Consider the following 23,353-nt stretch of genomic DNA (forward strand, 5'->3'; position numbering starts at 1 on the left):
ACATGTTAAGCATTAAAGATTTACAGGTTAGCGTGGAAGAGAAAGAGATCCTGCGTGGCCTCAATTTTGACGTCAAACCGGGTGAAGTTCACGCCATCATGGGGCCAAACGGCTCCGGGAAAAGTACGCTTTCAGCGACGCTGGCAGGACGCGAAGATTATGAAGTTACCAGCGGCTCCGTTGAGTTTAACGGCAAAGATCTGCTGGAGATGTCGCCGGAAGAGCGTGCCGGCGAGGGCATCTTTATGGCCTTCCAGTATCCGGTGGAAATTCCGGGCGTCAGCAACCAGTTCTTCCTGCAAACCGCGCTGAACGCGGTGCGCAAGTATCGCGGCCTTGAGGCGTTGGATCGCTTTGACTTCCAGGATCTGATGGAAGAGAAGATCAAGCTGCTGAAAATGCCGGAAGATCTGCTGACCCGCTCGGTAAACGTGGGTTTCTCCGGTGGTGAGAAGAAACGTAACGATATTCTGCAAATGGCGGTTCTGGAACCGGCGCTGTGCATTCTCGATGAGACCGATTCAGGGCTGGATATCGATGCCCTGAAGATCGTTGCCGACGGGGTGAACTCCCTGCGTGACGGCAACCGCTCATTTATCATCGTGACTCACTATCAGCGAATTCTGGACTACATCAAACCGGACTATGTCCACGTGCTTTACCAGGGACGCATTGTGAAATCCGGTGACTTTACGCTGGTTAAACAACTGGAGGAGCAGGGTTATGGCTGGCTTACCGAACAGCAGTAATGCACTTCAGCAGTGGCACCGGCTGTTTGAAGCGCAGGGTGGAGCGCGCTCTGAACAGGCCCAGCACCATCTTCAGCAGATGCTGCGTCTCGGTTTACCGACGCGTAAACATGAGAACTGGAAATATACCCCGCTGGATGGCCTGCTGAACGGCGAGTTTGTCACCCGTCTGGCGCAGGTCAGCCCCGATCAGCGCGACAGGCTGGCGCTGAGCGTGGATGCCGTGCGTCTGGTATTTGTCGACGGTCAGTTCGGTACGGAGCTGAGCGACAGCGTGCAGGAGAGCGGGTTCGATATCGCCATTAACGATGAGCGCCAGTCATTGACTGCGCCCGTTCAGCCTGAAGTCTTCCTGCACCTGACAGAGAGCCTGTCGCAATCTGTCACCCATATTCGCGTTAAGCGTAACCAGCGTCCGGCTAAGCCGCTGCTGCTGATGCATATCACCCAGGGCGTTGAGGGTGATGAGATTAACACCGCCCACTATCGCCACCATCTTGAGCTGGCAGAAGGGGCAGAGGCGACGGTGATCGAGCATTACGTCAGTCTTAACGACACCCGTCATTTCACCGGTTCGCGTCTGACGATGAACGTGGCGGCCAATGCCCAACTGCACCACATCAAGCTGGCGTTTGAGAATCCGCTCAGTCACCACTTCGCCCACAACGATATTCTGCTGGGCCAGGATGCCGCGGCGTACAGCCACAGCTTCCTGCTTGGCGGCGCGGTGCTGCGCCACAATACCAGCACCCAGCTGAACGGTGAAAACACTACGCTACGTATTAACAGCCTGGCGATGCCAGTGAAGTCAGAAGTGTGCGACACGCGCACCTGGCTTGAGCATAACAAAGGCTACTGCAACAGCCGTCAGCTGCACAAAACCATCGTCAGCGACAAAGGACGTGCGGTGTTTAACGGCCTGATAAACGTGGCGCAGCACGCCATCAAAACTGACGGGCAGATGACCAACAACAACCTCTTGCTGGGACGTCTGGCAGAGGTGGACACCAAACCACAGCTGGAAATCTATGCGGACGACGTGAAATGCAGCCACGGCGCGACGGTCGGGCGTATTGACGATGAGCAGATGTTCTACCTGCGCTCGCGCGGGATAGACCAGCAGGCCGCGCAAAAGATGATTATTTACGCCTTTGCGGCTGAGCTGACGGAAGCGCTGCCCGATGGCGGACTTAAACAGCAGGTGCTGGCCCGTATCGGTCAGCGGCTGCCTGGAGGCGAAGCATGACATTTCCCGTAGAGAAAGTCCGGGCAGATTTTCCGGTACTGACCCGTGAAGTGAACGGTCTGCCGCTGGCCTATCTCGACAGTGCGGCCAGCGCGCAAAAACCAAATCAGGTGGTGGATGCGGAAGCCGAGTTTTACCGCCACGGTTATGCGGCGGTACATCGCGGGATCCACACCCTGAGCGCCGAGGCGACCCAGCGCATGGAAAACGTGCGCACGCAGGTTGCTGCCTTCCTCAACGCGCGTTCGCCGGAAGAGCTGGTATTCGTGCGCGGCACCACCGAAGGGATCAACCTGGTGGCTAACAGCTGGGGCAATGCGCAGGTGCACGCGGGGGATAACATCATCATCACCCAGATGGAGCACCACGCCAACATCGTGCCCTGGCAGATGCTCTGTGAGCGTGTGGGGGCGCAACTGCGGGTGATCCCCCTGAATGAAGACGGCACGCTCCAGCTGGAAAAGCTGGACGCCCTGCTGGACGACAGAACGCGGCTGGTGGCGGTGACCCACGTTTCAAACGTGCTGGGGACGGAAAATCCGGTGGCGCTGATCGTCGACAAAGCCCATCAGGTTGGTGCGAAAGTGTTGATTGATGGCGCCCAGGCGGTGATGCACCATGCGGTTGACGTTCAGGCCCTGGACTGCGATTTCTACGTCTTCTCCGGGCACAAGCTGTATGGCCCGACGGGCATCGGCGTGTTGTATGTGAAAGAGGACATTCTCCAGGCCATGCCGCCGTGGGAAGGGGGCGGGTCAATGATCGCCACCGTCAGCCTGACGGACGGCACAACCTACGCCCGTGCGCCCTGGCGCTTCGAGGCGGGTACGCCCAACACGGGCGGGATCATCGGGCTGGGCGCGGCCATTAGCTACGTCACTGAAACGGGGCTGGCGGCGATTCAGGAGTACGAACAGCAGCTGATGCATTATGCCTTGCAGGAGCTGGCCAGCGTCCCGGAACTGACCTTATATGGCCCTGCTGACCGTCTGGGTGTGATAGCCTTCAACCTCGGCAAGCATCACGCCTATGATGTGGGCAGTTTCCTTGATAATTACGGCGTCGCCGTGCGTACCGGGCATCACTGCGCGATGCCGCTGATGGCGTATTATCAGGTACCGGCTATGTGCCGCGCATCGCTGGTGATGTACAACACAACGGAAGAGGTCGACAGACTGGTGGCGGGACTAAAACGTATTCACCAGCTGCTTGGCTAACGGAGAGGCGAGAGATGGCAGATTTGCCGGACAGAGATAAATTGCTGCGCAACTTTGGGCGTTGCGCAAACTGGGAAGAGAAATACCTTTATATCATCGAGCTGGGTCAGCGCCTGCCGCCGCTCAGCGAAGAGGCGCATAACCCGGACAACATCATTCAGGGCTGCCAGAGCCAGGTCTGGATCCTGATGCAGCAGACGGACGAAGGCGTAATTCAATTACAGGGTGACAGCGATGCCGCCATTGTGAAGGGGCTTATTGCCGTCGTATTTATTCTTTATCACCAGATGTCGGCGCAGGATATTGTCGCCTTTGACGTTCGCCCGTGGTTTGAAAAAATGGCCTTAACCCAGCACCTCACCCCGTCCCGATCCCAGGGACTGGAAGCGATGATCCGCGCCATACGCGCCAAAGCCGCAATCCTTAGCTAAACTGACAGAACAGCATTCATTCTGTTTCGCGAGGTGGTTTCCACCTCGCTGGTTTTTCAGCTTTCTGACGTTTGGTCAGTGAATAAGGAATCTCAGCATGAAGCGCGCATCTCTAATAACTCTATTACTCCTTGGTTCGCTCAGTGCTGTTAATTCAGCCTGGGCGGTTGATTATCCTTTACCGCCCGCAGGCAGCCGCCTGATTGGGCAAAACCAGACATACACCATTCAGGAAGGTGACAATAAACTTCAGTCTATCGCTCGTCGCTTTAATACCGCCGCACAGCTGATCCTTGAAACCAATAATACCATTGCTCCGGTGAACCCTGCGCCAGGAACGGTCATTACTATCCCTTCCCAGATGCTACTGCCGGACACCGAGCGTGAGGGCATTGTGGTGAATCTGGCGGAGCTGCGTCTTTACTTCTATCCGCCTGGCGAAAATATCGTGCAGGTCTATCCGCTGGGTATTGGTCAGCTTGGGCTGGAAACACCGGTCAGCACCACCCGTGTGAGTCAGAAAATCCCTAACCCTACCTGGACCCCCACAGCGGGCATCAGAGCGCGCTCACTGGCCCAGGGCATTAAACTGCCGCCTGTGGTACCCGCAGGGCCAAATAACCCGCTGGGGCGCTTTGCGCTTCGTCTGGGTATCGGGAATGGGGAATATCTTATTCACGGCACCAGCGCGCCGGACAGCGTAGGGCTGCGGGTCAGCTCGGGTTGTATGCGGATGAACGCGCCCGATATCAAAGCGTTGTTTGAGCAAGTGCGCGTCGGCACGCGGGTGCAGATCATCAATGAGCCGGTGAAGTTCTCCGTCGAGCCGGACGGCAAACGTTATATCGAGGTGCACAGGCCGCTGGCGCAGGCTGAGGGCGAAAACCCACAGACGGTGCCGTTCACGCACTCGGCGGCGTTTACCGCCTTTGCAGCGGAGTCAGGTAGCGATAAAACGCAAATCGACAAGGCCCTGGCGCGCAGAGCGGGGATCCCGGTTGCCGTGTCAGCAGGCAGTGGTTCTTCAGCCAGCAATTCTGTCCTGTCGGTACAGAACAGTCGTGTCTCAGCGGCGGTGGCGGAAGGCGAGGGAGAGAAAGCGCTTCAGTAGAGGTTTGACGAAGGCAAAAAAAATGGCGCACAATGTGCGCCATTTTATTAACAGGTACTATTACTTACGGTATTTAGTAGCCTGGTTGTCCAGACGCTGGTTAGCGCGAGCTGCGTCGTCTTTAGCAGCCTGAACGTCGGAACGCATTGCGTTCACGTCGTTGCTCAGCTGGTCAACTTTAGCGTTCAGAGTCTGAACGTCAGAAGACAGCTGATCGATTTTAGCGTTGCTGGAGCAACCTGCCAGCAGAGTAGAACCCAGGATTACCGCGCCCAGTACCAGTTTAGTACGATTCATTATTAATACCCTCTAGATTGAGTTAATCTCCATGTAGCGTTACAAGTATTACACAAAGTTTTTTGGGTTGAGAATATTTTTTTGATGGGATTACGCCTATTTTTGATCGTTCGCTCAAAGAAGCAACGAAATCGGCAATTTTGACGAAAAAGCTATGTTAAAAAAGGCATTTTTCATCGGATTCATCTTAGATAAATCGCGATTAAATAGAAAAACCCGATTTGCTTTTTGAATAGTTCTGGTTAAAGGCGGGAATAAAAAAAGCGCCCCGAAGGACGCTTTTTAACAAAACAATAATTTGTTCGTGAAATATTACAGCACGTGGACAGATGCAGTGTTGGTGGTGCCGCTTGGAACCAGCGCGCCAGAAACCATAACCACCACGTCGCCTTTCTGGGCCAGGCCACAATCAACCAGTTCCAGAGCCACTTCTTTACCCAGACGATAGAAATCATCGGTAGAGGCAATCTCTTTCACCAGGTGTGGGATCACGCCTTTGCTCAGCACCAGCTGACGCGCGGTAGTTTCGTTGGTGGTCAGCGCCAGAATGGTCGCATCCGGGAAGTATTTACGCACGGCACGCGCAGATTTACCGCCCTGGGTCGCCACGACAATCAGTGGGGCTTCCAGTTTCTCAGCGGTTTCTACCGCACCACGGCACACGGCTTCGGTGATGCGCAGTTTACGGCTGTCGTTGTTGTAATCCAGACGGCTTTTCATCACGCGGTCGGTACGCTCACAGATGGTCGCCATGATGCCGACCGCTTCCAGAGGGTATTTCCCTTTTGCAGATTCGCCAGACAGCATAACGGCATCGGTACCGTCGAGGATGGCGTTTGCTACGTCGCCTGCTTCAGCGCGGGTAGGGCGTGGGTTTTTGATCATGGAGTCCAGCATCTGCGTTGCGGTGATAACCACTTTACGCGCGCGAACACATTTCTCGATCATCATCTTCTGCGCGAAGATCACTTCTTCAACCGGGATTTCAACGCCCAGGTCGCCACGCGCTACCATGATACCGTCAGACGCTTCGAGGATTTCGTCGAAGTTGTTCAGGCCTTCCTGGTTTTCGATCTTGGAGATGATCTGAATGTTCTCGCCGCCGTGCGCTTTCAGGTGCTCACGGATCTCAACCACGTCAGAACGTTTACGGATAAAGGAGGCAGCAACGAAGTCCACGCCTTGTTCGCAGCCGAAGATCAGGTCTTGTTTGTCTTTTTCAGCCAGCGCTGGCAGAGCAATGGACACACCCGGCAGGTTAACGCCTTTGTTTTCGCCCAGATCGCCGTTGTTCAGCACTTTACAGATAACCTTGTTACCTTCGATCGCGGTCACTTCCATGCCGATCAGGCCGTCATCCACCAGCACGGTGTTGCCAACGGACAGATCGCTGGTGAAGCCTTCGTAGGTCACGGCAACGATTTCGTTATTACCTACAACGGATTTGTCGGTGGTGAAGGTGAAGGTCTGGCCCGCTTTCAGGGAAACGTCGTTACCGCCTTCCAGTTTGATGGTGCGGATTTCAGGACCTTTGGTGTCGAGCAGGATTGCCGCTTTTTTCCCGGTCTTGCTCATCACGTTGCGCAAGTTCTGGATACGCTGACCGTGTTCAGCATAGTCGCCGTGGGAGAAGTTCAGACGCATCACGTTCATGCCGGCATCCAGCATTTTGCTCAGCATCTCTTCGGATTCGGTTTTCGGGCCGATAGTACAAACAATTTTCGTCTTTTTCATGACAGTCTTAGTCTTTAAGTTGGGAAGGATATGGAAATCTCGCTCCGGGGGCGCACCGCCGCGGAGTCAAACCTGTGTTGCGAAAGAGTATATGACACGCACTAAGAATAGGTGACATCAAATGAGCGTGCAGAAGAAAGTGTGCCTGAGTGCCAGCCCAACGAAGGAGAGGAGAAGTTGTACGTTGTTTTTTGTATTCCAAGCGCTGAAACCATTCACCAGGGATTTGGCGCGCATTATACGCTGATTTACAGTAAAAAGGAAAATGGAAACAGCGTTTCAAAACAATCTGTGCAGATTCACATAAGTTTGTTATCAAGGCGTTAAGGTCTAATGTCATCTTATGACGGCAGGCGCAACGCCCGCCGTTTTTTGCTCACTTTTCCAGCGCCTGCTGAAGGTCGGCGATCAGATCCTTCGCATCCTCAATCCCCACCGACAGGCGGATAAGCTGCGGCACAATACCGTTTGCAAGACGCTGCGCCAGTGGTATGGAGGCGTGGGTCATGCTGTAGGGCTGGCTCACCAGACTCTCCACACCGCCCAGACTTTCCGCCAGGGTAAAGAGCGTAAGATGACGGATCACCTCTGTCGCGCGTTGCGCATCGCCTTTAATCACAACGGAGATCATGCCGCCCGGCAGCGCCATTTGTCTGCGTGCCAGCGCATACTGGGGATGTGACGCCAGCCCGGGATAGAACACGCGGTCTACCTGAGGATGCTGCTCCAGCCATTGCGCAATTGCCAGTGCGTTGGCGCTGTGCTTCTCAACGCGCAGTGAGAGGGTGCGAATCCCCCGCAGCGTCAGGAAACTGCTGAACGGATCCAGAACGCCGCCAACCGCGTTTTGCAGATAGCCCAGACGCTCCGCGAGATCCTTATTTGCCCCGACAACAGCCAGCCCGGCAACCACGTCTGAATGACCGTTGAGATATTTAGTGGCGGAGTGGACCACTATATCGAACCCCGCCTCCAGCGGCCGGTGAATGACCGGGGAGGCGAAGGTATTATCCGCCACGCTGATCGCATTATGGCGCCGGGCAATGTCCGCGATGGCCTCCAGGTCGGCCAGTTTCAGCAGCGGGTTCGTTGGCGTTTCCACCCAGATCATGCGCGTGTCCGGGCGAATGGCGGCCTCAAGCCCGGCTACATCGTCCGGCTTAACCCAGCTCACCTGTAACCCAGTGCTGCGCTTGCGCACGTTTTCGATCAGGCGATACGTACCGCCATACACGTCGTCAATGGCGACGATATGGCTGTCTTTATCCAGCAGTTCGAGCACGGTGGAAATGGCTGCCAGCCCTGACGCGAAAGCGTACCCGCGCGTGCCGCCTTCCAGTTCGGCGATGGCGGTCTCCAGCGCGTGGCGGGTTGGATTGCCGCTCCGGGAGTATTCGTAGCCGGTATGTTCACCCGGTGCCGGTTGCGCAAACGTCGACGTGGCGTAAATTGGCGGCATCACGGCGCCGTGCGGGTCGTGATACTCACCGCTGTGAACGCTGAGGGTGGCCAGGTTTTTCATCTTTTGCTCCTTTTATTTTGTCAGGCGGTTACGCCAGGCGGTGAGTACATCACTGCGTGTGATTAGACCCAGAAAGCGATCTTCGTCATAAATAATCGCCACCAGGCCACGGTCAAAGATGGCGTACAGGGCGCTCTCCGGGGCCTGCTTATCCAGATATTCGACCTGACGCGTCATGGCCGCCGTCACGGGGAGAGAGAAGCGATCGGCATCTCCCCCGATGTGTCGCAGCAGGTCCCACTCGTCGATGATGCCGACGACCTTGTCGTTATCGAGCACCGGCAGCTGGGAGATGTCGTACAGGCGCATGCGGGCCAGCACGGTGGAAAGCGTGTCGTCCGGGGCGGCAGTCACCGTCGCGCCTTCATCGTGGCGCAGGGCAATATAGTCCGAGAGATCGCCTGCCTGCGGACGCGAAATCAGCCCCTGCTGGCGCATCCAGTCGTCGTTGAACATCTTCGAGAGGTATTTATTGCCGCTGTCGCAGGCGAAGGTGACCACACGTTTTGGCGTAGTCTGCGCCTGGCAATATTTCAGCGCCGCCGCCAGCAGCGTGCCGGTGGAGGAGCCCGCCAGGATCCCTTCCGTTTTTAGCAGATCGCGGGCGGTGGTGAACGCCTCGCCATCGGTAATGCGCCAGGCGCGGTTAACCCCTTCGATGTGCGCCAGCGGAGGGATAAAGTCTTCGCCAATCCCCTCAACCAGCCACGATCCGGCATCGTGATGGCGTCCGGTCTCAACCTGGTCCGCCAGCACCGACCCGGCCGGATCGGCAAGCACAAATTCCGTCTGCGGCGAATGTTCTGCAAACCACGCCTGTAAGCCGCCCAGCGTACCGCCGGACCCCACGCCGACGACGATGGCATCGATCTGGCCGTCAAGCTGTTCAAACAGTTCCGGTGCGGTAGTGGTGCGGTGCGCCAGCGGATTGGCCGCGTTATTGAACTGATCAATATAAAACGCTCCTGGCAGTTCGTTCGCCAGCCGCCGGGCATAATCCTGGTAGTAGGCCGGATGCCCTTTATTCACATCTGAACGGGTCAGCACGACCTGCGCCCCTAACGCGCGCAGGTGGAAAATCTTCTCGCGGCTCATTTTGTCCGGCACCACCAGGATCAGCGAGTAGCCCTTCTGCGCCGCAATCAACGCCAGCCCCAGGCCGGTGTTCCCCGCCGTGGCTTCAATAATGGTGCCGCCGGGCCGTAGCTGGCCCGTACGCTCGGCTTCATTAATCATCGACAACGCGACGCGGTCTTTAATCGAGCCGCCGGGATTCTGGTTTTCCAGCTTCAGAAACAGCGAGCAGGGGCCGGTGTCCAGCTTGTGCAGCTGGATGAGCGGCGTACGGCCAATCAGTTCGGTGACGGAGTGGTAAAGCGTCATGGTCATGTCCTGTGAAGAGGTGATGACCGGATGATAGAACCATGAAATTTTCTCAATAAAGAACCTTTCACTGAGTTTTAGAACGGAAAGGAATAATCCTTATGTTTTCAGATGGAAAGACAGCAAGACGTAAAGTTGTCCGGATGTGAGGATGGCTATATCCGCATAAAGTGCTGCAAAATTAGCCGATTTCGTCGGGTGAGTAAGACCTGATATGCAAATGGCAGATAATTATTGCTGATATTCATCTAAATGCTTTTCACCCGCCAGTTCGCTGCTTATTCCTGAGCATTATAAGAAATTCTTTTTTGGTCATTTAAAAGCTGATAACGGCTGTTTACTATCTTTTGGACATCCATACTGCTAAACCGCTATATGCGAAACGGATAACGAATAAGAATGATTGTACTCAGCAATATTTCGAAGGTTTTTGACAACGGGAAACAGGCGCTGACAGCCGTTGATAACGTCAACCTGACGATAGAGCAGGGACAGATTTACGGGATCATCGGTTACAGCGGGGCCGGGAAAAGTACGCTGATCCGTCTGCTAAACGGTCTGGAAAAGCCCAGCGCCGGCAGCGTCACCATTAACGGTCAGGATATCTCCGCCGCGAAGGGAGAAGCGCTGCGTCAGGCACGCCTGAAAATCAGCATGGTGTTCCAGCACTTTAATCTGCTCTGGTCGCGCACGGTGAAGGAAAACATCGCCTTTTCAATGCAAATTGCCGGTGTGCCAAAAGCGCAAATTCAGGCTCGCGTTGCCGAGCTGGTGGAGCTGGTCGGCCTGAAGGGGCGCGAGAATGCCTACCCATCCCAGCTGAGCGGCGGGCAAAAACAACGTGTGGGCATTGCCCGCGCGCTGGCCAATCATCCGGACGTACTGCTGTGTGACGAAGCCACCTCGGCGCTGGATCCGCAGACCACCGATCAGATCCTCGATCTGCTCCTGGACATTAATCGTCGCTTTAACCTGACCATCGTACTCATTACGCATGAGATGCACGTGGTGCGCAAAATCTGCGACCGCGTGGCGGTGATGGAAAACGGCAAGGTGGTGGAAGAGGGGGACGTGCTGAGCGTGTTTACGCATCCGCAGCAGCCGATCACCCGGCAGTTTGTCCGCCAGGTGAGCCAGTACGCGGAGGAAGAGACCTTCAATACCGAACTGGCAAACGATCTGGAAGGCACGGTAATCAGGCTGACCTTCACCGGGCACAGCACGCACAGGCCGATCGTCGGTGAACTGACCCTGCGCTACGGCCTGCCGTTTAACATCCTGCACGGCAAAATGACGCAAACCGCCCACGGTGTTTTCGGGCAGCTCTGGGTGCACGTGGTGGCATCGGACGAACAACTGAACAATATCCTCGCCGACCTGAAGCAAAGCGATATTGAAGGCGAGGTAATCAAGCATGGCTGAAGAACTCTTTCCGCACCTGAAGTGGGATCAGCTTTGGGCTGCAACCCAGGAGACGCTTTACATGACCGCGCTTTCCGGCGTGGCGACGTTTGTCCTGGGGATCGCGCTTGGTCTGGCGCTGTTTTTAACCGCCCGCGGCGGGTTATTCCACAACCGCACGGTCTACAGCGTGATGTCGATTGTGGTGAACGTGTTCCGCTCGATTCCGTTCATCATTCTCATCGTTCTGCTGATCCCGTTCACCAAGACCGTTGTGGGGACCATTCTCGGCGCTAACGCTGCGCTGCCCGCCCTGATTGTGGGCGCGGCGCCGTTCTACGCCCGTCTGGTCGAGATTGCCTTGCGAGAAGTAGACAAAGGAGTCATTGAGGCCACGCGTTCGATGGGCGCGCGGCTGAGCACGTTAGTGTTTCGGGTTTTATTGCCGGAATCTTCACCCGCACTGGTTTCAGGTATGACGGTGACGCTGATTGCGCTGGTGAGCTACAGCGCAATGGCAGGGGTGATAGGTGCCGGCGGTTTGGGAAATCTGGCTTATCTGGAAGGATTCCAGCGCAACCATGGTGACGTCACGCTGGTGGCAACGGTGACCATTCTGATCATCGTGTTCATTATCCAGTTCTGCGGCGATGCCATTACTTCACTGTTAGATAAACGCTAATAAATACACACAGGAACCACATCATGAAAAAGACACTGACACTGATCGCCGCCGCAACCCTGAGTGCCCTGAGCTTTGCCTCCTGGGCGGACACGCTCACCGTGGGGGCGTCCAACACCCCGCACGCGGAAATTCTGGAGCAGGCTAAGCCGATTCTGGCGAAGCAGGGGATCGATCTGGAGATTAAACCATTCCAGGACTACATTCTGCCAAACACGGCGCTGGCGGGGCATGACATTGACGCCAACTATTTCCAGCACATCCCTTACCTGAACAGCGTCCTGAAAGATCACGCGGGCGATAAGGATTATGATTTTGTCAGTGCGGGCGCAATCCACATTGAGCCGATCGGTATCTATTCGAAAAAATACAAATCGCTGAAGGATCTGCCGGAAGGCGGCAAAATCATCATGCGTGATGCGGTTTCCGAGGAAGGGCGTATTCTCTCCATCTTCGAAAAAGAGGGCGTGATCAAGCTGAAGCCAGGCATCGATAAAGTGACCGCGCGCATCAGCGATATCGTGGAGAACCCGAAAAAGCTGCAATTCACCCCTAACGTTGAGGCATCTCTGCTGCCGCAGATGTACAACAACGACGAAGGTGCTGCGGTGGTGATCAACGCCAACTACGCAATTGATGCCGGTCTGGATCCGGTGCACGATCCAATTGCGGTTGAAAGCGGTGAGAATAACCCGTACGCCAACATCATTACCGTTCATCGCGGTGACGAGAAGAAGAAGGATATCGTCGCGCTGGTGAACGTGCTGCACTCCAAAGAGATTCAGGACTGGATCCGCACCAAATACAAAGGCGCAGTCATCCCGGTAAACAACTAATCTCCTGATTTTCCAGACGAAGCCCGGCGAACTACACGCCGGGCTTCTTTTTTGTATCCAGCCGACGAATGATTTAAGCTGACGGTTTAGGGCAACGGAGTGATGGCAATGGGCAATGTGACCAAAGACGAAGCGCTTTACCAGGAGATGTGTCGGGTGGTAGGCAAGGTCGTTCTCGAAATGCGTGATTTAGGGCAGGAGCCGAAACATATTGTCATTGCGGGCGTTCTGCGTACCGCGCTGGCGAACCAGCGCGTTAAGCGCAGTGAGTTGACCACCAAAGCGATGGAAACGGTGGTTAAAGCGCTGGCCGGCTAACTCGCCAGCGCTTCGCGAGCAGCTCAAGCGAGCAGCAGAGCAGGTAATAGATCACACCCGTGAAGATAAAAATGGCCGCCGGGTAAATTTGCACCCGGTTGTTGATCTGTCCCGCCACCGTGGTCAGTTCAGGAACGTTCACGATAAACGCCAGCGACGTATCCTTCAGCAGGCTGATAAAAATCCCCACCAGCGACGGCAGAATATTTCTCAGCGCCTGCGGCAGCAGCACGCGCCACAGCGTTTGCTGCGTACTGAACCCTTGAGAAAGCGCGGCCTCATTCTGGCCCGACGGCAGGGCTCTCAGTCCGGCTAACACCGAATGCATCACCGCAGCCGCGGTAAACCAGGCCAGCGCCAGCGTGACGGTCGTCGCGCCCGGGAGATCCCTGCCGGTTATCAGCGGCAGCAGATACCACATCCAGAATATCACGAAGATCAGGGGGATCCCGCGAATCAACTCTGCCCACGCAAACAGCGCACTGCGCACCACGCCGGGATAGCGCCAGGCGACGCAAGCCAGCACAATCCCGCCGGGCAGGGCAAGCGCGGCGGCGCCTGCGGCCATCAGCAGTGAGAGCAGTACGCCGCCGGGTTCTCCCGCAGCCGCACGTCCCCAAAGCAGATAATCCAGGTTTTCGACAATAACGTTAAATCCGGGGATCATGATTTTTCCTCCCTGAATGGGGGCCGAGGCGCACCAGCACGCTTCCCGTCACCATCCCGGTAAGCAAGTAGAGCACCGTACCGAAGGTGAAGGCTTCCAGTGCATGGGCGTTGTAACTTTCTATCTGGCGGACCTGGTAGGTCAGTTCGGCGAAGCCAATCCCGCTCGCGAGCGAGGAGAGCTTCATCAGGTTAAGGTACTGGCCAACGACGGGCTGCCACGCGTTAGCGAGCCCCTGTGGCAGAAGAATGTAGCGAAACAGACGCCATGAGGAAAATCCCTGAGCGAGCGCCGCCTCCCGTTGCCCGGCAGGTACGGAACGCAGCCCCGATTCCACTTCTTCAATTAAAAACGCCGAGGTAAAGACGCCTAACCCCCAGGCGGAGCATAAAAACTCTGGCGTAAACCACCAGACGTCACCGGGTAAAATGGACCAGCTGTGGTCTGCGTTCACCGCGTCACGCAGCCCCTGCGGCAACCCGTTCCAGGCGGCGAAATACCAGAACAGCAGCTGTACCAGCAGCGGCGTATTGCGAAACAGCGATACCCAGCAGCTGACGATCAATGTCCCGAAACGTCCCCCGGAAAGCCGCAAAAGCATAAAGAACAAGGCGAGCAGGCTGGCCAGCATAATCCCCGCCAGCGTCACCCACAGAGTGGTGAGAAATCCGGAGAGGATCCAGTGCAGGGGCTGTCCGGCCAGCACCCCCTGCCAGTCCAGAGCGGGCATTACAGTTGCTCCTGATGCAGCGGATCCAGCACTTTTTGCAGGAAACGCCTCGCACGGGGATGCGACGGTTGATTGAAAAATTGCGCCGGGGGCGCGGTTTCCAGAATTTTTCCGCCGTCGATAAAGACGATTCGATCGGCAATTTCCCGGGCGAACTGCATCTCATGGGTAACGACAATCATGGTGATCCCGCTGTGCGCGAGGGTTTTCATCACAAACAGCACTTCGCCAATCATTTCCGGGTCGAGTGCCGACGTCGGCTCGTCAAAGAGAATGATTTGCGGCGACGAGGCCAGAGCACGGGCAATCGCCACGCGCTGCTGCTGTCCGCCGGAAAGTTCAGCGGGGAAGCGGTGCGCCTTCTCCAGCATGCCGACCTTCTCCAGCAGCGCCAGCGCGCGCTCCTGGGCAGGCAGGGGTTTCCAGCCGTGAACGTGCTCCAGTGCCAGGGTAATGTTCTGACTGGCGGTAAGGTGGGCATAGAGATTGAACTGCTGGAACACAAACCCGACGCGGCTGCGTAACTGACGTAGCCTGCTGCCGGAAAGCTGTCCGGTCGGCTTGTGGTCGATCAGAATCTCCCCGCCGCTCAGGCTCTCAAGCTGGTTGATAAGCCGAATCAGGGTCGATTTTCCGGAACCCGAAGGGCCGAGAATGGCAACCACTTCACCCGGCATGATGGTGAGGTTAATGTCGGTTAAAACCGGATGGTCGCCGTAGCGTTTGTCCACATGGCGAAACTCAACGCTGGCCTGTTCCAGATGTGAAAAATCCGCGGCATTGGCCGCGGAGCGTGAAAATAAACCTGAGAGCATATTACCGGGCTTCTATTTTAAAGTTACGAGGCTGTGGAGCTGGGGTGCCTGGACCGAACCAGACGTCATAGATTTTTGCCGCCTGGCCGTTTTTCTCCAGGGTTACCAGCTCATCGTTAACGGCTTTCAGCAGCGCCGTTTCACCTTTTTTCACCCCCACGCCAATCTCTTCTTTACTGAGCAGGTCGGGCAGGATTTTGAAGTCGGCTTTATCCGGCGCCTGCGCCAGCAGACCGGCCAGAATGGTGCTGTCCTGGGTAATGGCCTGCACGTTGCCATTGCGCAGTGCCGTCAGCGCCAGCGGAATATCATCATAAGAGAGGACGCGGGACTGCGGAAAACGCTGGTGCAGCGCCTGTTCACCCGTCGTACCTTTTACGGCGCCAATGCGTGCCCGGCTATAGTCATCAAGCTTGTCCGGTGATTTTGCCGGAACCAGGAACTGCTGGCCGGTGACAAAGTAAGGCGTTGAGAAATCAATGACCTGTGCGCGTTCCGGAGTGATCGTGATATCCGCCACGATGAGATCCGCTTTTCCGGACTGTAGCAGCGGTATACGGTTAGCCGGATTAGTGGCGACCAGTTCAAGCTTGACGCCGAGCGATTTCGCCAGCGCTTTGGCGAAGTCCACGTCGTAACCCACGATCTCATGCGTTTTGGCATCAATCGAGCCAAAGGGTGGATTGGCATCAAACGTGGCCACTTTCACCACGCCTGCTGCCTTGATATCCGCCAGCCGATCGGCCTGCGCCTGCGCTGAAACCAGGCCCCAGGCTGCCACTAATCCCAGAACCTGCGCCCGTTTTTTAAACCCTTTCATTTTTGCAGCCATAGTCATACGCCATCCCGTTGTTTTTGTTTTACCCCGTTACGCTCCCATAAGGGAAAGCTATCGCCAAATAAGAAATCGTTCTTTGCTATGAGAAAAAAAGCATGAGTGAACAAGGTGTTAAAGAAGAGAGCAGACGGCGGGGCGCTATTTGCAGATCCTGCACATCGACAGTGGATTTTGATATTTCCCCGGGCGCAATTTGGGTGTTTAACTGAGGACAGGTTAAGCGAGAAGGGTAATGACGATGAAAAAATGGATAAGCACGTTACGGCGGTTTTTTGCGCCCCGACCAGTGAATGCGGAGAACAGCGCGCAACGTGTTCTTGAGTCAATACTGCCTGTCGCCAGCCTGTATGGCGTGGACGTAGCCAACATCGACCCGGAGTGGTTCCATGATAAAACGTCACGCTGAACTGCGCCGGACGCGCGAAATGTACTGGAATGAGCTGTGCGTGGTGTCTGTAAAGCGAGGATGAAGGGAAAAATACCCAGGCTAATCCTCGGTAAATGATGGCCGTTTTGTTACCACTATCTCCTTTCACAGATGGAGATAATAATGAAACGGACAGTATTAACCCCCGCGCTTTCTGCCTCCGCACTTCTGCTTACCATGCAGGCGGTACACGCTGGTCCACAGGCGCATGTTGTATGCAGTTATTCCCACACCCTCGGCGATGATGCCATTATGATGTTCGGCATGCCCAATGAGGCTATGCTGCACGATTTTTTTGGTAACGTGCACGCGGATGCTTACTCCAGCCGTGAATCTCTGCGTACCCAGGAAAAGACTACCTGCGATAACAAAGCAGACAGCTCGGCCTACTGGGCTCCGTCGCTAAAATTGCCGGACGGAACGGTGGTCAAACCCGCCTATCAAAAAACCTATTATCAGGCATCGAACGTTGACGCCTGGCCGCTTCATTCGTTTCCGCCGGGGCTGTCGCTGCTGGCGGGCGATCATCATGGCACCGCGCCAAATACGCATATCACCTTTTTATGCGCCAATGGCAAGGGCTACACCACCAGAACGGGTGAAGTCTGCGGCTTACGCAAGGCGAAGGATGCCGTGCAGTTTAATATCGGCATTCAGTTCCCGAACTGCTGGGACGGGGTCAACCTGAAGCCCGCCCACGGCCTGGCTAACGCCACCTACGATACGAAAGGACAGTGTCCGTCCGCCTTCCCGGTGAAGATCCCGACGGTGAACATGAATATTGCGTACGTGCTTCCGACAATTAGCTCTCTGGATACCAGCAAAGTCCAGCTTTCCCTCGACCCCATCATGCATGGCAGTGAGCGTGAAGAGCGGTGGGGGAGCCTGTATACGGCGCATGCTGACTTCATGAACGGCTGGACGGAAGATGCCGCGCGATTTATGACCGACCTGTGCATGAACCGGGGAATGGATTGCGGCACCGCCGTGCCGTATGGTTATTCAAAAGCGAAGGCTAACGTCTGGCTCAGCAGCATGGAACCGGCACTTTCACAGCCCGATCCCCAGGTCTTACTGGTGCAGGATAACTGGAAGAACGGTGGACGCACGAAAAACAGCGAAACATTGTCGCTGGTGAAGTTCAACATCCCTCCGCTGCCTGTCGGACAGGATCCTGCCCAGTTTAAATACCGCGTGAGAATTTATGGCGGGAAAGTGGAAACTGACGGCGCGGATCAAATCTTCTTCTATCCGGCGAGTAACGACTGGGAACCGGCCACCGTGAGCTGGCAGTCACGACCGTCCTGCAACTATCGCTCGGATGCGGTGCTGTACCTGAACTACTCCCGCGAATACCGGATGGTGGACGTGGATAAAGCGGTGCGCAAGGCGCTGGCAGAAGGGAAAACCGACATTTCGTGGTATATCGGCGGCGATCGTCAGGGAAATCACTATCAGTTTGAGACGGGGTCATCTACCCAAAGCCTGATCCTGATGCTGACCGGGTTTAGCAAAACGCCGGAGATCTGATAGCGGGTAGCAAAAGGCATTCATAAAAAAAAAGCACCGGGGAGCCCGGTGCTTTTTCTTCAGATCTTGCAGGCATCGCCGCAGTCGTCATCGGCGACAATCGCCTGGGCTTTTTTATCCGCATCGTCGAGACGTTCCGCGTTGCGCTCTTCTGCTTCATCCAGCCCGTTAAAGACTAAGTTATCGAGATCAATTTCCATGTGCCACCTGCGTTATTCAGTTTTTGATACTCGCACAGTATAAGTCAAAAAAAGCGGGCCAGGCACCCCTCAGCACATATGGATAATCCCTGCCATACTCAGTGCTTTATTGCTGAGGAAAGCCGATGATTACACTCTGTAAAACCTGCGGTACCGCTTACGATGAACAGCCCAAAAACTGCCCGATTTGCGACGATGAGCGCCAGTATGTCCCGGTGACGGGCCAGGCATGGACGGACTTCGACAGCCTTACGACCACGCACACCAACAAATGGCAACAGCTGGAGCCGCAGCTGTTCAGCATCAAAACCGTTCCCGCTTTTGCCATCAACCAGCGGGCGCTCCTGCTGCGTACGCCACAGGGCAATGTTCTGTGGGACTGCATCGCCAATCTTGACCCCGCGACCAGAGCGTTAGTTGACGCGCTCGGGGGAATCAGCGCGATCGCGATTTCGCACCCGCATTACTACACCACCATGCAGGAGTGGGCCGCGGCGTTTAACGCACCGATCTACCTGCACGCCAGCGATCGGCAGTGGGTGATGCGTGACAGCCCGGCGATACGCTTCTGTGAGGAGGACGCCCTGGAGATTATGCCTTTGGTGACTCTGCTGCGGCTGGGCGGGCATTTTGCCGGCGGCACGGTGCTGCACTGGCAGTCAGGCGACGGCGTGCTGCTGGCCGGTGATATTTTGCAGGTTACGCCCGGTAAGGACGCCGTGTCGTTTATGTGGAGTTATCCGAATATGCTGCCGCTGCCTGCCCGCACCGTTGAGTCGGTGATTGGTCGACTGACAGGGAAAACGTACCAGCGCCTGTACGGGGCCTTTGAAGGGCAGAACATCCCGGCGAACGCGGATGAGATCGTGCAGCGGTCGGGCCAGAAATATATTGCTTGTCTCGGCTAAGGCGCGGTGGTTAAATTTTACGAGTGTGATCGCGATCATACCTAAACTAAAACAGATAAAAGAGAAATGGCTATGCAACATATCATTGAAGGTTTTCTCAGCTTTCAAAAAGAGATTTTCCCGCAACGTAAAGAGCTTTTTCGTAGTTTAGCGTCCAGTCAGAATCCCAAAGCGCTGTTCATCTCCTGCTCCGACAGCCGTCTGGTTCCGGAACTGGTTACGCAACAGGAGCCAGGACAGCTCTTTGTCATTCGAAACGCGGGCAACATTGTGCCTCCGTTCGGGCCGGAGCCTGGCGGTGTCTCTGCGACCATCGAATATGCTGTTGTTGCCCTGGGCGTGACCGATATCGTTATTTGCGGCCACTCCAACTGCGGCGCAATGAAGGCGATTGCTGACAACGCCGATCTGGAGCCGATGCCGGCCGTTTCCCACTGGCTGCGCTATTCTGATGCGGCAAAAGCGGTGGTTGAGAAGAAAACATGGGATAAGCCAATCGATAAGGTGAATGCGATGGTGCAGGAGAACGTCTTTGCGCAGTTGAGCAATATCAAGACCCATCCGTCGGTGGCGGTAGGCCTGCGCAACAACGCCATTCGCCTGCACGGCTGGGTATATGACATCGAAAGCGGCAAAATCCTTGCCCTGGACAAGAACACTAAATCGTTCGTGTCGCTGTCGGAAAACCCGGACGTCTTCTTCGAGTAACCCGACCCCGCAGGGCAGGGAAGCTCTGTTAAAATTCCATGAATGGTAACTTCCTTCGCACGCCCGACGCAGGTTTTCCAGCCGCTTTCGCCATCGCTTTACCAATTTCAGCGCACTCAGACAAACCCTGAACAAAGGGATGATCGTGCATCAGCCAGGGGATCGCCCCAAAAGCGATGCGCCCCCGCAGTGATGCAGGCGCCAGCAACGTATAGTCTTCCCCCACGTCCGGGACGTCATCGCCGGTTTCCGCAAGCTGTTTACGCAGGGTGGGGAAGGGAATGTCCTTGTTTCTGAGTGGCTTTTGCCCGCGCGCATCAATAAACACGTCGAAGCGGTAACGCTTTTCTGCCGTGGTGATGACGGTCTGATCGCTGCCGATATCCAGGTCGTAATTATCACCGAGTGCGACCACGCTAATGATCCCTGCCTCGCGCAGCGCCAGTAAACGGCGGATAGACTGCGGTGGAATGGCGGCATAATTATCGATAAACACACGCTCCAGCCCGGATTTAAACCGCTCTCTGTCATGCTCACTGAGTGAAGGGACGATGGCCTGAACCACTTCATGCAGACGAAGCACGGTATAGCGCCAGGCAACGGTGCGTTTTTCGCGCTTGTTGCGCTCCACTTCTTTCAGATTCGCTTCGGCCCAGGTGAAAGGGCCATGCTTTTTACGATCCTCAAACCAGACATCACGAAGCGTGTCGGCATTCAGCGTACCGAGCGATATCGCCTGGCACCAGCGCGGATCGGCCAGCTCGAGCTCTTTCACCATCAGCGCAAAGATGCGGTCAAGCAGCCCGTCCGGGCCTTTGGCGATTTCGCTCTCCGCCACAGACTCCGTTAACACGGACAGCGGTTCATAAGGGATAGGGCAGTAGAAGTCGGCCTCCGGCAGAACGCCCGTGCGGGACATCAGGGTGATATTTAACCCTTCGCTGCCTTTATTGACAACGAACTGCTCCCCGCTAAACCGGCCATGCTGCATCACAACCGCCATTGCAGCGTCCAGCCCGCTGAGGGAGGTACCCATGATCCCCACCTCACAGGCTCGGACCTCCGCGTCCATCAGCCCTGACCATGGGCTTGGGAAATATGCGCGGGTGGTTTCATCTTCATCAGGCCAGACGTGGCCGGTGGCAACAACCGCAAGATCAAACCGCCTTGAGAAAGGGGCATCGTTCACTGAAAGGGCCACGCCGTCTGCATCAGCCTTAATATCCGTGACTTCTGCGTTGGGGTGCACCTCGACATGAAAGCCCGACTTTTTCGCCTCAGCAACGACGGCAAGAAACCGATCGTGAAAATATTCACCCAACAGAATACGCGGCAGGAATTGCCGGTCGTGCAGTTTCTCACTGTCGACGTTATAGCGGGCAAGATGGGCCGCACTCTGCTGTTTGAGCCAGTCGAGATAGGTAATAAAAATGGGCGGAATTTCGATACTGGCGATGTTCGCCAGCATCAGCCGGGAATTATCCTCGTCGCTGTAGGGCATCCCGACACCGGGTTGGTCTGCCTTTTCGAACACGGTGATCGAAAGCGGTGCTGCGTTGTTAAGAAGTGAGTAAAAGGTATAAATCCCTGTTGGACCTGAGCCGATAATGGCGATTTTTTTCATCGAAAGCGTTCCTGCATTTCTGAACCATAAAATAAGCGTAGCAGGAGAAAGGTTAAATCATTCAATGAAGGAAAAAATTAAGACGTTTTGAAGAGGGGATGTTGCGCCCCTTCCTGAACTTATGGGAAGGTCAATTCAATTGACCCTGGCTGATTAGATATGATTCTGCCTGATTTCTGAAAGGAAAGACTGTTTGGTCCCAGGTTTAACGATTATCTGTATGTGATGGGGGTTAAAAAGTACGGTAACTTCGCCGGCGGGCTTGACCTGCACAGCGTCAGTGAGGAGAACCAGCTGATTTTATCAGGAGAATTCTCCATCTTACGGTCAGTGTACTTTTTAACATGCAGGCTGATGCCGCCCGTGGAAGACAGCCCTGCTCGGGCTCAAAAGATGGCATAGCACACTGTACATCGGATGGTCGTTTTGTCTGCAATGACGGAAGTCTGAGCCAGTCGAAGCGATTCTGTTCATGTTATGGTGCCTCCGAACTGCCCCGGCAGGTAAAACCCTCCCCCTCCGCCAGGCAAGCGCAGACGAAAAAGAAAACAGCCGTGAAAGGCCAGGAGCAGCGTGTTGGAGAAAACAATGCGCAGTTCGATACACAACCGCGGCAACCTACATGCGCCCTTCTCTATATGGCCAACAAGCCCGGATTCACCCATTTACCCGTTTGTTCAGGAAATCAGTATTAATCCGCCAGTGTAAACGTTCTTTGTCTGTTATTCGAACTGATAAGACGCTTGCAGGTGGAAACCCACCTGAACGCGCTGGGCGACCTGTTACAGCGTCTGGCATTAAAGCATGCCGTTCGCACCTTCCGGCTACATGGCGAACTTACTGCATGGCTGGCGTTTATGCTTTCTGCATGAGTGATAAAAGGGAGGGAAAATCATGACCAGGGCTGAAGAGTTTTGTCGTTCCTGAAATGTGAACACTGGCAGATGGATGCGCACGCATCGCTCAAAAAACGATCTTTTTCAGGCGGATACTGAGATCAGAAAAGCATATGACCTTGAACAGTAATCACAATGACTGGAGGGATATGCTAATGAAGCGACAAGATATAAACGCATTAAAGAATTTTGATTTTCTGGCACGCAGTTTTGCCCGTATGTACGTCCTGGGTCAGCCAGTTGATATCGATGCCGTGACCGGCAATATGAGTAATGAACAGTAGGCATGGTTCCGGGAGCGATATGATCACTACCGAAAGCAGGCTGAGCGGGCGAGAGTGATAGAATTGCGATGAAGTAACGAACAACGGGCTTAACGGCCCGTTGCTTTTTTTAGGTTCCAGCTACATTTTGCAGGCTCCTGAGGTTGAAATATTGTGCGGTAACCTCATATAGAAAGCGGGTAAGGAATATCTGCCCGTAAGACATGAACTTTTTGAATATTCTTTTTTACTGTTCAGGAGGTACATGATGACTCTGAGAGCTTTTCCCATGTTGAACGATCTCTCCGACTCTCTGTTTGCGGACCGTTTTAACCGTATCGATCGCCTTTTTAGCCAGCTAACCGGCAGTACGCCGTTGCCCTCCACGCCTTCTTACAATATCCGGCGGGTGGGTGATAACCGCTATGAACTGACGCTCAGCGTGCCGGGCTGGAAAGAGAGCGAACTGGAAATTGAAACCGTTGGCGGTCAGCTGAATATCAGCGGTAAACGTGAAGAAGAGAAAACCGAAAACGGCGAAGAAGGGTGGATCCATCGGGGTATCAGCCGCAGCGACTTCCGGGCCAGCTATAGTCTGCCGGAGCATGTGAAAGTAACCGGCGCTTCGCTGGAAAACGGCTTGCTGGCGATTGAATTACACCAGGATATCCCGGAAGAAGAGAAACCGCAGCGCATCGCCATCAACAACAACCCGGCGATTGAACATAAGCCGTAATCATTGATTGACGTTGTTTTCACGCCCGGCAAACGCCGGGCGTTTTGCTAACCTGATGGGGCTTATGCCATTCCGCTCTTTCGC

At 55.2% G+C, this 23,353-nt stretch carries 27 protein-coding genes and 1 pseudogene; 17 read left to right on the forward strand and 11 right to left on the reverse strand.

Annotated elements, in window-relative coordinates; translation table 11 throughout:
* The first annotated feature begins 2 nt into the window (after positions 1-2).
* From sufC to ldtE, 5 genes are all read left to right on the forward strand, one after another.
* The gene (sufC, locus tag ACOTWU_RS03690; RefSeq protein WP_003857736.1) at positions 3-749 is read left to right on the forward strand and encodes a Fe-S cluster assembly ATPase SufC; all 747 of its coding nucleotides are present in this window, start codon (positions 3-5) and stop codon (positions 747-749) included.
* Entirely contained in the window at positions 724-1,995 is a 1,272-nt protein-coding gene (gene sufD / locus ACOTWU_RS03695) for a Fe-S cluster assembly protein SufD (protein ID WP_126498910.1), read from the forward strand. Before sufC ends, sufD begins: the two co-directional genes overlap by 26 nt.
* On the forward strand, positions 1,992-3,212 hold the full coding sequence (sufS, locus tag ACOTWU_RS03700; protein ID WP_032619799.1) for a cysteine desulfurase SufS: 1,221 nt from the start codon (positions 1,992-1,994) through the stop codon (positions 3,210-3,212). The genes sufD and sufS overlap by 4 nt, the downstream gene beginning before the upstream one ends.
* A 14-nt stretch (positions 3,213-3,226) precedes the next feature.
* Positions 3,227-3,643 (forward strand): cysteine desulfuration protein SufE, encoded by a 417-nt coding sequence (gene sufE / locus ACOTWU_RS03705; protein WP_015570705.1) that lies wholly within the window; start codon positions 3,227-3,229, stop codon positions 3,641-3,643.
* A gap of 97 nt (positions 3,644-3,740) precedes the next feature.
* The gene (gene ldtE / locus ACOTWU_RS03710; protein ID WP_032648093.1) at positions 3,741-4,754 is read left to right on the forward strand and encodes a L,D-transpeptidase LdtE; all 1,014 of its coding nucleotides are present in this window, start codon (positions 3,741-3,743) and stop codon (positions 4,752-4,754) included.
* Positions 4,755-4,814: 60 nt separating this feature from the next.
* Here ldtE and lpp read toward each other — a convergent pair whose 3' ends face one another.
* The 5 genes from lpp to ACOTWU_RS03735 form a co-directional block, all read right to left on the reverse strand.
* Positions 4,815-5,051: a murein lipoprotein Lpp gene (gene lpp, locus ACOTWU_RS03715; RefSeq protein WP_001082307.1), complete on the reverse strand. Its 237-nt coding sequence runs from the start codon at positions 5,049-5,051 to the stop codon at positions 4,815-4,817.
* A gap of 312 nt (positions 5,052-5,363) precedes the next feature.
* Positions 5,364-6,785, reverse strand: coding sequence for a pyruvate kinase PykF (pykF, locus tag ACOTWU_RS03720; protein WP_015570703.1), 1,422 nt, complete (start codon positions 6,783-6,785; stop codon positions 5,364-5,366).
* A 7-nt stretch (positions 6,786-6,792) separates the two neighbouring features.
* A complete protein-coding gene (locus tag ACOTWU_RS03725) occupies positions 6,793-7,125 on the reverse strand; it encodes a hypothetical protein (protein WP_418235933.1) in 333 nt (110 codons plus the stop codon).
* A gap of 36 nt (positions 7,126-7,161) precedes the next feature.
* Positions 7,162-8,307 carry a trans-sulfuration enzyme family protein gene (locus ACOTWU_RS03730; RefSeq protein ID WP_032648094.1) on the reverse strand — a complete coding sequence of 382 codons (1,146 nt, stop codon included), beginning with the start codon at positions 8,305-8,307 and terminating at the stop codon, positions 7,162-7,164.
* Between the two features lie 12 nt (positions 8,308-8,319).
* The gene (locus ACOTWU_RS03735; protein WP_017693563.1) at positions 8,320-9,690 is read right to left on the reverse strand and encodes a pyridoxal-phosphate dependent enzyme; all 1,371 of its coding nucleotides are present in this window, start codon (positions 9,688-9,690) and stop codon (positions 8,320-8,322) included.
* Between the two features lie 399 nt (positions 9,691-10,089).
* Between ACOTWU_RS03735 and ACOTWU_RS03740 the strand changes: the two genes are divergently transcribed.
* The 4 genes from ACOTWU_RS03740 (at position 10,090) to fumD (ending at position 12,927) form a co-directional block, all read left to right on the forward strand.
* A complete protein-coding gene (locus ACOTWU_RS03740; RefSeq protein ID WP_017384622.1) occupies positions 10,090-11,112 on the forward strand; it encodes a methionine ABC transporter ATP-binding protein in 1,023 nt (340 codons plus the stop codon).
* Positions 11,105-11,773, forward strand: coding sequence for a methionine ABC transporter permease (locus ACOTWU_RS03745; RefSeq protein ID WP_017384621.1), 669 nt, complete (start codon positions 11,105-11,107; stop codon positions 11,771-11,773). Before ACOTWU_RS03740 ends, ACOTWU_RS03745 begins: the two co-directional genes overlap by 8 nt.
* 23 nt (positions 11,774-11,796) lie before the next feature.
* Complete coding sequence (locus tag ACOTWU_RS03750) at positions 11,797-12,609, forward strand: MetQ/NlpA family ABC transporter substrate-binding protein (protein WP_003857677.1); 813 nt, start codon at positions 11,797-11,799, stop codon at positions 12,607-12,609.
* Between the two features lie 108 nt (positions 12,610-12,717).
* Positions 12,718-12,927, forward strand: coding sequence for a fumarate hydratase FumD (gene fumD, locus ACOTWU_RS03755; protein WP_003857676.1), 210 nt, complete (start codon positions 12,718-12,720; stop codon positions 12,925-12,927).
* On the opposite strand, the gene ACOTWU_RS03760 is transcribed toward fumD, so the two are convergent.
* Genes ACOTWU_RS03760 through ACOTWU_RS03775 form a run of 4 tightly spaced genes read right to left on the reverse strand, consistent with a single transcriptional unit; the run spans position 12,908 to position 15,971 of the window.
* Positions 12,908-13,594 carry an amino acid ABC transporter permease gene (locus tag ACOTWU_RS03760; RefSeq protein ID WP_015570700.1) on the reverse strand — a complete coding sequence of 229 codons (687 nt, stop codon included), beginning with the start codon at positions 13,592-13,594 and terminating at the stop codon, positions 12,908-12,910. The genes fumD and ACOTWU_RS03760 overlap by 20 nt on opposite strands.
* The gene (locus tag ACOTWU_RS03765) at positions 13,578-14,324 is read right to left on the reverse strand and encodes an amino acid ABC transporter permease (protein ID WP_023303553.1); all 747 of its coding nucleotides are present in this window, start codon (positions 14,322-14,324) and stop codon (positions 13,578-13,580) included. Before ACOTWU_RS03765 ends, ACOTWU_RS03760 begins: the two co-directional genes overlap by 17 nt.
* Positions 14,324-15,139, reverse strand: coding sequence for an amino acid ABC transporter ATP-binding protein (locus ACOTWU_RS03770; protein ID WP_032103702.1), 816 nt, complete (start codon positions 15,137-15,139; stop codon positions 14,324-14,326). The genes ACOTWU_RS03765 and ACOTWU_RS03770 overlap by 1 nt, the downstream gene beginning before the upstream one ends.
* Before the next feature lies 1 nt (position 15,140).
* A complete protein-coding gene (locus ACOTWU_RS03775) occupies positions 15,141-15,971 on the reverse strand; it encodes an ABC transporter substrate-binding protein (RefSeq protein ID WP_044488997.1) in 831 nt (276 codons plus the stop codon).
* 244 nt (positions 15,972-16,215) lie between these two features.
* Here ACOTWU_RS03775 and ACOTWU_RS03780 point away from each other — a divergent pair, with 244 nt between their 5' ends.
* Together ACOTWU_RS03780 and ACOTWU_RS03785 are read left to right on the forward strand one after the other, a co-directional pair.
* Positions 16,216-16,383 (forward strand): hypothetical protein, encoded by a 168-nt coding sequence (locus ACOTWU_RS03780; RefSeq protein ID WP_032653328.1) that lies wholly within the window; start codon positions 16,216-16,218, stop codon positions 16,381-16,383.
* Positions 16,384-16,527: 144 nt separating this feature from the next.
* The gene (locus tag ACOTWU_RS03785; RefSeq protein ID WP_126498909.1) at positions 16,528-17,934 is read left to right on the forward strand and encodes a DUF1996 domain-containing protein; all 1,407 of its coding nucleotides are present in this window, start codon (positions 16,528-16,530) and stop codon (positions 17,932-17,934) included.
* A 59-nt stretch (positions 17,935-17,993) separates the two neighbouring features.
* On the opposite strand, the gene ACOTWU_RS03790 is transcribed toward ACOTWU_RS03785, so the two are convergent.
* Positions 17,994-18,134 (reverse strand): hypothetical protein, encoded by a 141-nt coding sequence (locus ACOTWU_RS03790; RefSeq protein WP_003857665.1) that lies wholly within the window; start codon positions 18,132-18,134, stop codon positions 17,994-17,996.
* 125 nt (positions 18,135-18,259) lie between these two features.
* Between ACOTWU_RS03790 and ACOTWU_RS03795 the strand changes: the two genes are divergently transcribed.
* Positions 18,260-19,042, forward strand: coding sequence for an MBL fold metallo-hydrolase (locus tag ACOTWU_RS03795; protein ID WP_421625757.1), 783 nt, complete (start codon positions 18,260-18,262; stop codon positions 19,040-19,042).
* Positions 19,043-19,114: 72 nt separating this feature from the next.
* Positions 19,115-19,750, forward strand: a complete 636-nt coding sequence (locus ACOTWU_RS03800; RefSeq protein ID WP_015570694.1) for a carbonic anhydrase — start codon at positions 19,115-19,117, stop codon at positions 19,748-19,750.
* 28 nt (positions 19,751-19,778) lie between these two features.
* On the opposite strand, the gene ACOTWU_RS03805 is transcribed toward ACOTWU_RS03800, so the two are convergent.
* Positions 19,779-21,374, reverse strand: a complete 1,596-nt coding sequence (locus ACOTWU_RS03805; protein WP_040117569.1) for an FAD-NAD(P)-binding protein — start codon at positions 21,372-21,374, stop codon at positions 19,779-19,781.
* 344 nt (positions 21,375-21,718) lie between these two features.
* On the opposite strand from ACOTWU_RS03805, the gene ACOTWU_RS03810 reads away from it, so the two are divergent.
* From ACOTWU_RS03810 to ACOTWU_RS03825, 4 genes and pseudogenes are all read left to right on the forward strand, one after another.
* Positions 21,719-22,069 (forward strand): hypothetical protein, encoded by a 351-nt coding sequence (locus ACOTWU_RS03810; RefSeq protein ID WP_071887074.1) that lies wholly within the window; start codon positions 21,719-21,721, stop codon positions 22,067-22,069.
* Positions 22,070-22,123: 54 nt separating this feature from the next.
* Complete coding sequence (locus ACOTWU_RS03815; protein WP_255353781.1) at positions 22,124-22,246, forward strand: hypothetical protein; 123 nt, start codon at positions 22,124-22,126, stop codon at positions 22,244-22,246.
* Positions 22,247-22,419: 173 nt separating this feature from the next.
* Positions 22,420-22,626, forward strand: a pseudogene (gene glgS / locus ACOTWU_RS03820) (cell surface composition regulator GlgS).
* Between the two features lie 172 nt (positions 22,627-22,798).
* Complete coding sequence (locus tag ACOTWU_RS03825) at positions 22,799-23,269, forward strand: Hsp20 family protein (protein WP_026080712.1); 471 nt, start codon at positions 22,799-22,801, stop codon at positions 23,267-23,269.
* Positions 23,270-23,353 lie beyond the last annotated feature (84 nt).

It is taken from the genome of Enterobacter cloacae complex sp. GYL001 (assembly GCF_049237125.1).
GTDB lineage: Bacteria > Pseudomonadota > Gammaproteobacteria > Enterobacterales > Enterobacteriaceae > Enterobacter > Enterobacter hormaechei_C.